General features: G+C 62.1%; 8 protein-coding genes. 1 reads left to right on the top strand and 7 read right to left on the bottom strand.

The genetic code is table 11. The features are described from left to right. Positions 1-40: 40 nt before the first annotated feature. From BGP17_RS06990 to BGP17_RS06980, 3 genes are all read right to left on the bottom strand, one after another. Entirely contained in the window at positions 41-178 is a 138-nt protein-coding gene (locus BGP17_RS06990) for a hypothetical protein (RefSeq protein WP_286711472.1), read from the bottom strand. Between the two features lie 255 nt (positions 179-433). Continuing rightward, positions 434-1288: a hypothetical protein gene (locus BGP17_RS06985; RefSeq protein ID WP_286711471.1), complete on the bottom strand. Its 855-nt coding sequence runs from the start codon at positions 1286-1288 to the stop codon at positions 434-436. A gap of 48 nt (positions 1289-1336) precedes the next feature. Next, positions 1337-1489, bottom strand: coding sequence for a hypothetical protein (locus tag BGP17_RS06980; protein ID WP_286711470.1), 153 nt, complete (start codon positions 1487-1489; stop codon positions 1337-1339). Between the two features lie 142 nt (positions 1490-1631). Here BGP17_RS06980 and BGP17_RS06975 point away from each other — a divergent pair, with 142 nt between their 5' ends. Continuing rightward, the gene (locus BGP17_RS06975) at positions 1632-1871 is read left to right on the top strand and encodes a helix-turn-helix domain-containing protein (protein ID WP_286711469.1); all 240 of its coding nucleotides are present in this window, start codon (positions 1632-1634) and stop codon (positions 1869-1871) included. Between the two features lies 1 nt (position 1872). On the opposite strand, the gene BGP17_RS06970 is transcribed toward BGP17_RS06975, so the two are convergent. The 4 genes from BGP17_RS06970 to rpsA form a co-directional block, all read right to left on the bottom strand. After that, positions 1873-3156, bottom strand: a complete 1284-nt coding sequence (locus tag BGP17_RS06970) for a DUF5677 domain-containing protein (RefSeq protein ID WP_286711468.1) — start codon at positions 3154-3156, stop codon at positions 1873-1875. Positions 3157-3559: 403 nt separating this feature from the next. Beyond that, on the bottom strand, positions 3560-4750 hold the full coding sequence (locus BGP17_RS06965) for a tyrosine-type recombinase/integrase (protein WP_286711467.1): 1191 nt from the start codon (positions 4748-4750) through the stop codon (positions 3560-3562). A 214-nt stretch (positions 4751-4964) separates the two neighbouring features. Continuing rightward, positions 4965-5243 (bottom strand): integration host factor subunit beta, encoded by a 279-nt coding sequence (locus tag BGP17_RS06960; RefSeq protein ID WP_116838546.1) that lies wholly within the window; start codon positions 5241-5243, stop codon positions 4965-4967. A 174-nt stretch (positions 5244-5417) separates the two neighbouring features. Then, positions 5418-7130, bottom strand: a complete 1713-nt coding sequence (gene rpsA / locus BGP17_RS06955; protein ID WP_086128734.1) for a 30S ribosomal protein S1 — start codon at positions 7128-7130, stop codon at positions 5418-5420. Positions 7131-7283 lie beyond the last annotated feature (153 nt).

Genomic DNA, 7283 nt, shown 5'->3' with positions numbered 1-7283 from the left:
ACCCTGCCCACAAGGGCACGATGATAACCCCGGACTCCAGTTATGACTGGAGGAGTTTTGGGGAGCACGTCAGCCAGGCCGCGCCGATGCGGGTCCAGATGGCCGATTGGCCTTCGCCGGTGACGCGATAGAGGCGGTGGGTCGGTTTGCGGGGGAAGAGATTGGGTTGCACGGTCATGGATGGTCTCCTTCTAACTTTGCCGCGAGCCATTTCGCGGCTTCATGTGAGGCCAAGGGCGAAGGAGATTTAGGGGGCGATCAAACCCCGCTCGCAGAGCGCCAAGGGGCCGGAGCTGCACAAGCGTAGCGCGGAAGCGAGGCGGGTTGAGCGGCCCGATCCTTTGCCATCACGAAACAGGGAGAAGCCGCATGGCTCATGCACAAAGCGGGAGGCCATTCCAGAACCTCCCGCTTCGAAGATCAACGCTATCGACTACAGCGTCGGGTTGCGCCCCGCCGCCTGACCAGCCTCTTGGTTCTGTTGCCGTTGCGCCGCCGCTTGCGCATGGGCGCGGTATTCGTTCAACAAACGCATGCCGGTCATGCCATCCGACAACGACACGATCAGATGTGCGGCAAGCTGCGGGTTGCTCGGGTTTGCGTCCACATGCACGGCGACCGATGGCCCACAATAGGGATAAATCTCCATAGGCCCGTGCGTGGGCGGCTCACATGGGTTGCGGATTTCTCCGGGCTGGCGAGGCTGCTCGCGAATGAGCGTCGCGTGATAGTTGCCCGCGCCGAAGCCTTCGGCGGCGGTCAGTTCGCCGTATTTGCCGCGAAGCTGCTGAGCGAGCGCCGCCATCTGCGGCTCTTGCCCTTGGCCGTAGGTGACCTCGCGCCGGATGGCGACGACGGTTTCCTGCCCCGGCAACCCGGCGAGCGAGACTTCTATTTTTTCGCCGCTGCGCTGGCCCAGGACCATCGTGCGCGGCCTGCTGCCGTCCGGCATGGCGGGCACTTGGAAGCCGCCAGCATCGTAGGTCACGCGCAACGCGCGGTTGGAACAGGCGACCGCCTTATAGGCGTCCTCCGCGCGCATACCGAGCGAGACGCCCACAACGTCCGCGCCGCTCGGCGCGGCGAGCGATCTGCAATCGATGCTTTCGGCGTCCGCCGTGCCTTGCGGCTGACCGGAGGGCCGGTTCGGCGCGGCGGCGTTCATCGTCGCGCCTTCATCGCCGCCATCCGTTCCGGCGAGATCGGTTTTACCGCCGCCCCCGCAAGCGCTCACCATCGCGGCAAGCAGCGCGGCACAGGCCGCACCTCGTAATCGATTCATCTTCATGTCGTGATCCTTCAAAGGCGCGCCCCGGCATCGCCGGGGCGCGTCGTTTCATTTTCGCGTGCCGGATTGCTGTGCGCGCTGCGCAGCAGCGGCGGCTTCCGACGCTTGGCTGTCGGACAGCCCGCGCGATTTGAAATCCTGCTGCGTGAGGAACGGATTCTGCGCGCCCTGCCGGCCCGCCCAGTTCGATTCATGGGACATCGTAGTCACTCCACTTGCCGGATCGCTCCGGCGACAATCCCCTGTCGATCACAACGATAGTTGTGTTTGCGAGAAATGGAATCCCCAAAAACACAACTATCGTTGGTGGAGGATTTTGTGCCACAGGGCGACCAGTCTGCGGGTGGAGAAAGACCCCGATCTCATCGCGCTAGGACAGAATCTTCGCCGCCTGCGGCGCGAGGCCAATCTGACGCAGGAAGAACTGGCGAGCCGCGCCGGACTCAGCGCCAACTATGTCGGTGAAATCGAACGTGGCGAGCGCAATCCGGGGGCGCTGGCGTTGTTCGCCATTACGCGGGGGCTTGGTGTGCCACCTGCAACATTGTTCGAAAAATATCGGGACAGTGATTTCCCTGCGTAAGCTATGGTTTTGATCGAGTGCGCTCGGCCTTCAACTGTCTCCGGTGAGCGCGTTCCAATTCGCGATTGGCGCGATCAAGCGCCTTGGGAAGCCGATCGCGCAATGCGATCAGAATTTCCATCTCAACCAGCTCGTCAAATCGGCCATTGCGGGTGAGCAGAAGGCTCGTGACCTCAACCAGTGCTTGGCTTGTGTTCTGAGCGGGATCGACGAAGCCGGCATTGCTGGCTCCTGCCAGCGCCGTGACGCCGCTATCGTCCAACAATCCAAGCCGAAAGGCGATTCCCTTCGTGGATGCGTGAACATTGTAGCTCGCCATGTGATAGTACGAGCGCATAGCGATCTGTCCGGCGGCGGCTTCCAGATCATCGAAGCGCGGCTTCTTCATGCTGAGGTGGAGCGCCGCCCAGCCGTATTGCGATCCGAAATTGTCCCCGTAGGCTTGGAGTGCGGCAGCGTAGCTGCGCTCGACATCCTTGATCTCCCGCTTGGATAGCGGCGCGTATCCCAGCGCTGCGTGGCAAACCATGAAGCGGTCCATCGCTCGCTTCGCCTCGATGGCTTCATGGGCGAGGTAGCGGATGGCGAGGTCGTTGCCATGCTCGGCGATAAGCGAGGCAACAACTCTGATCTCGTGCAGGGTTCGCCAACGCGCCATTGCGCCATCGGCGAGTCCGTTTTCCATTAGGCAGATGATTTCGTTGGTAACTTGGCAGGCACGAGCGTGGAGGTGCGTGAGGACGTGGCGCAGCGCGCCTTGCGTTTTGGTGGGGCGTTGCCAGCGTTTGGCGACTTCGCCGCCGATCTCGATCGAGATCGTGTACATCATCCGCAGGATGTCGAATGCGCCGCCCCATCGGTCTTCGAGATTCTCGCGGAATTGATCCATACGCGCGCGATCATGCGTCTTCTGTGCTGGCCAGTCTTTGTCGAGCGAGCGGAGAATAATTTGAGCGGAAGAGCGCACGGTTTTCACGACGATCTGCGGCAACTTGTCGCGATTGAAGCTGTCGATTTCGTCCAGGACCGACTGCACTTCGTCCGCCGTGATAGAGAGGTTTATTGTGCGGTCTTCATCGTCGTCTTTCACGCGGAAGGTGCCGGAACGCTTCTTGATGACGTGTTCGGCTAGCGCCTCTGCTTCCTCGTCCGAAATGGTCGAGCCTGTCGAGTTCACCTTGTCCTGCAAAAACCGCGCGAAGATATTCAACGGCGCTTTGCTGAGCGCCTCCATCACGAGGGGATGAAGATCGGCCATCGGTTTTTTGGCGGGGGAGGCGCTCATTGCGGTGGGCTTCGGTGGTTGAGGTTGGTGGTGCGGGCGGTCGGACTCGAACCGACACGGGCCTCAGGCCCTACGGATTTTCTTACCAGCTACGGCTTTCGCCGCCACGCGCATACGCGCGTGTTCGTGGTCTGGACTATACCTTCGCCGTGACCGCGTTCGCGGCTTTAGGCGCTGCCCGTCTAGTCTCTACACCTTCCCCTTGCGAGGCTTGGCTCGGGATTGCCATTTCACAGGTTCCCCCGACTTTGAGCAGTTCTACGCCTCCGATTTCCCGAAGGGCACTCAAATTTGGTTTAAGTCCGTTGCGTCTACCATTCCGCCACGCCCGCTAACCGGGATTCATCTTAGAGGGTAGGGGCGGTTCCGCCAAGGGATGGCCGGTGCGTTCGCCCCGGCTGATTCATCCCTCTTCTAGAAGGCGCGAGGCCTTCTTCGGCTTGGCACGCTTCACGTTGATCGCCGCCGCGTCCAGCGTGTTCTTGAGATGTGAGGCATAGTATTTTTCGATCATCTCGACGCTGGTTCGGCAGTTTTTGGCGATCTGGTAGATGTCCGCGCCTTCCATCAGGCGCAGGCAGATATAGGTGTGACGCAGGCTGTAGGCAGTGCGCGCTTGGCCATCGCGATCGGTCTTAAGCCCTTCCTTGACCAGCACGCGATTCAGCAGCTTATGGGGATTGTATGGGAATAGCCGTTCGGTGGGTTCGCCGCCGCTGCGCTTCTTCAAGCGCTGGAACGGCATCACAGCGCCGGGCATGCTCTTGCAATAGCCGACGCCGCGTTTGCCCCTGACTTCGATTTCGAGGATGCGTTCGCCCGTGGCGTCATCGGTCACGATCGCCACGTCTCGAAATTCGAGGCGCAAAGCTTCGTCGGGCCGCAAGCCTGTGTTCGCCATGAACAGCACGAAATCGTGCAACTGCTCGTAGCGAGCGCGGTGGTTCTTGCGCTGCGCGGTTTTGATGCATTCGCGCGTCGCGCCGTAGAGCTGTTTGTATTCTTCGGGCGAGAACCAGCCGCGATGACTGATCTTGCTGTTGGCGCGATAGGGCGCTGCAAGATTGGGAATGTGGTCGATCCAGCCGTGGCGTTCGGCAGTTTTTAGAATTTGCCGAAGCGTCACGATTTCCTGATGCATGGTGCTGCGCGACGGTCGCACCGGCTCGCCGTCCTTGCCGAGTCGCGAAGACATGCGGTGGACGCGATACTCCTGAACGAGGCCTGGGGTGATTTCCGAGAGACGCTTCTTCCCGAAGAAGGGGAGGAGGTGAACGCGAATGCGTCGCTCGTGCGCCTGCACGTAGATCGGGCTGCGCTCGCCGAGCGTGATCACCTCATACTCTTCGAGAAACTTGTCAGCGGCCGCGCTGAAAGTGCGGCCTGTCGGGATGCCGCCACCCCAACGGTTCTTGCCCTGCAATTCCAAGTACCAATCCTCGGCAAAGTCCTTCGCTTGCGCGAGGCTGTCGAGTCGTGAGCTGACCTGAATCTGCTTTCCGCCCACGCTGGCACGGCATTGCCACTTGGGGCTGTTCGGCCTGCGAAAGAGTTGGACCTTCCCGGCGAGAATGGTGTGAACGGCTTCGGCCATGTGTCGCGCCTCCGAAAATGCGCTAATTGCGTTAGGAGTGCGTTAGCTCCTCACACGATTATAGTGACACAGAAACGGCAGTTTTTCAATGATTTCAGGGTGTAATACGACTGTATGCTAGAGATTTTAAGTCTCCGGCGTCTACCGGTTCCGCCACGTCCGCACGCATCCACGCAAGCGCATGGAGTCGCCAGCGTCAAGCGGTGCGCATCGATCAGACGTTGAGCTTGATGCGCATTTCCTTGCCGGGCTTGAAATAAGGGACGCGCTTGGCATCCACTTCGACCGTCTCGCCCGTGCGCGGGTTGCGGCCGGTGCGCGCGTCGCGCGCGCGGGTGGAGAAGGCGCCGAAGCCGCGCAGCTCCACGCGACCATCTTCCTGGAGCCGGCCGACGATCTCGTCGAAGAAGACCGACACGATCTTCTCGACTTCGCGGACCGAAAGGCCCGGATTGTCCTGCACCAGCAACTGAACCAGTTCCGAGCGGATCATCCGCAACCCTCCCTTTGCGCACGCGGATCTGCGGTCTTCCGCGCGAGCGCCAAATCCCTGATGGGCTCTCTAACCCTGTTCGCCAACCTGCATCAACCCGCAGATGGCTATTAACCCATGATATTCCGGAATAAACGAAACGGGGAGCGGTTTTGCCGCTCCCCGTCGCCGTTCTTAGTTCTTTTCGTTGCGGGCCTTGAGGGCCTCGCCCAGGATGTCGCCCAGCGACGCGCCCGAATCGGACGAGCCATACTGCGCCACCGCCTGCTTCTCCTCGGCGATCTGCATCGCCTTGACCGAGAAGGTCGGCTTCTTCGAACGGTCGAAGCCGGTGACCATCGCATCGAGCTTCTGGCCGACCTGGAAACGCTCCGGACGCTGCTCGTCGCGGTCGCGGCCGAGGTCGGTGCGCTTGATGAAGCCGGTCGCGCCGTCTTCGCCAACCTGCACTTCGAGGCCCGCGTCGCGGACTTCGAGGATGGTCACGGTGACGACTTGGTTCTTGTTCAGGCGATCGGCCGAAGTGGTCGAACCCGCAGCGGCGACGCCGCCACGCTCGAGCTGCTTCATGCCGAGCGAGATGCGCTCCTTGTCCGACTCCACGGCGAGCACGATGGCCTTAACCACTTCGCCCTTGCGGTGCAGGTTGAGCGCGTCCTCACCCGAGATGCCCCAGGCGATGTCCGACATGTGGACCATGCCGTCGACGTCGTTGTCCAGGCCGATGAACAGGCCGAACTCGGTGGCGTTCTTGACTTCGCCCTCGACCTCGGTGCCGACCGGGTGCTCGGCCGCGAACTTCTCCCACGGGTTCTGCTGGGCCTGCTTGAGGCCGAGCGAGATGCGGCGCTTCTCGGCGTCCACCTCGAGCACCACGACTTCGACTTCCTGCGAGGTCGAGACGATCTTGCCCGGGTGCACGTTCTTCTTGGTCCAGCTCATCTCCGAGACGTGGACCAGGCCCTCGATGCCCGGCTCGAGCTCGACGAACGCACCATATTCGGTGATGTTGGTCACGCGGCCCGACAGCTTCGCGCCGACCGGATACTTCACCGCGGCGCCATCCCACGGATCGCTCTCGAGCTGCTTCATGCCGAGCGAGATGCGCTGGGTGTCGCGGTTGATGCGGATGATCTGGACGCGGACCGTGTCGCCGATGTTGAGCATCTCGGACGGGTGGTTGACGCGCTTGTAGCTCAGATCGGTGACGTGCAGCAGGCCGTCGATGCCGCCCAGGTCGACGAACGCACCGTAATCGGTGATGTTCTTGACGACGCCGTCGATGATCTGGCCCTCGGCCAGGCTCTGGATGAGGCCCGAACGCTGCTCGGCGCGGGTCTCTTCGAGCACGGCGCGGCGCGACACGACGATGTTGCCGCGCTTGCGGTCCATCTTGAGGATCTGGAAGGGCTGCGGGATGTCCATCAGCGGGGTGACGTCGCGCACCGGGCGGATGTCGACCTGCGAGCCGGGGAGGAAGGCCACCGCGCCCGAAAGGTCGACGGTGAAGCCGCCCTTGACGCGGCCGAAGATGACGCCCTCGACGCGGGCCGACTTGGCGAATTCGGCTTCCAGCTTGTCCCAGGCGGCTTCGCGGCGGGCGCGGTCGCGGCTGAGCATCGCTTCGCCATTGGCGTTCTCGACGCGGTCGACATAGACTTCGACTTCGTCGCCGACCTTCAGATCGGCCTTCTGGCCCGGCGCGGCGAATTCGCGCAGCGGCACGCGGCCTTCGGACTTGAGGCCGACGTCGATGACCGCGAGGTCGTTCTCGATGCCGGTGACGGTGCCGATCACGACGCGGCCTTCGAAGCCGTCAGCCTGACCGAGAGTCTGTTCGAGAAGCGCCGCGAAATCGTCGCGGCTCGGATTTGCCGTAGTGGCCATAGGGGTTTCAGTTCCTAATCATGTTGTTTCCGGCCAGTCGGTTGGATCCGACGGTCTTTGGGCCAGACTCGCCGCGGCGGCCGGTCGCCGGTCGCGGCATCCGTCGTGCGGGAGCAAGCGAAGGAAAGACAAGACGCCGATCAAAGCGAAAAG

This window comes from Sphingomonas sp. 67-41 (assembly GCF_001899725.1).
In the GTDB taxonomy this organism is placed as follows: Bacteria; Pseudomonadota; Alphaproteobacteria; order Sphingomonadales; family Sphingomonadaceae; genus Sphingomonas; species Sphingomonas leidyi.
The sequence above is the reverse complement of the archived record's forward strand: the minus strand, read 5'-3'. Positions and strand labels throughout refer to the sequence as shown.

Coding starts and splice junctions, on each gene's coding strand:
- rpsA (WP_086128734.1), bottom strand. CDS start 7,130: ATGGCCACTACGGCAAATCCGAGCCGCGACGATTTCGCGGCGCTTCTC.
- BGP17_RS06965 (WP_286711467.1), bottom strand. CDS start 4,750: ATGGCCGAAGCCGTTCACACCATTCTCGCCGGGAAGGTCCAACTCTTT.
- BGP17_RS06980 (WP_286711470.1), bottom strand. CDS start 1,489: ATGTCCCATGAATCGAACTGGGCGGGCCGGCAGGGCGCGCAGAATCCG.
- BGP17_RS06985 (WP_286711471.1), bottom strand. CDS start 1,288: ATGAAGATGAATCGATTACGAGGTGCGGCCTGTGCCGCGCTGCTTGCC.
- BGP17_RS06960 (WP_116838546.1), bottom strand. CDS start 5,243: ATGATCCGCTCGGAACTGGTTCAGTTGCTGGTGCAGGACAATCCGGGC.
- BGP17_RS06990 (WP_286711472.1), bottom strand. CDS start 178: ATGACCGTGCAACCCAATCTCTTCCCCCGCAAACCGACCCACCGCCTC.
- BGP17_RS06970 (WP_286711468.1), bottom strand. CDS start 3,156: ATGAGCGCCTCCCCCGCCAAAAAACCGATGGCCGATCTTCATCCCCTC.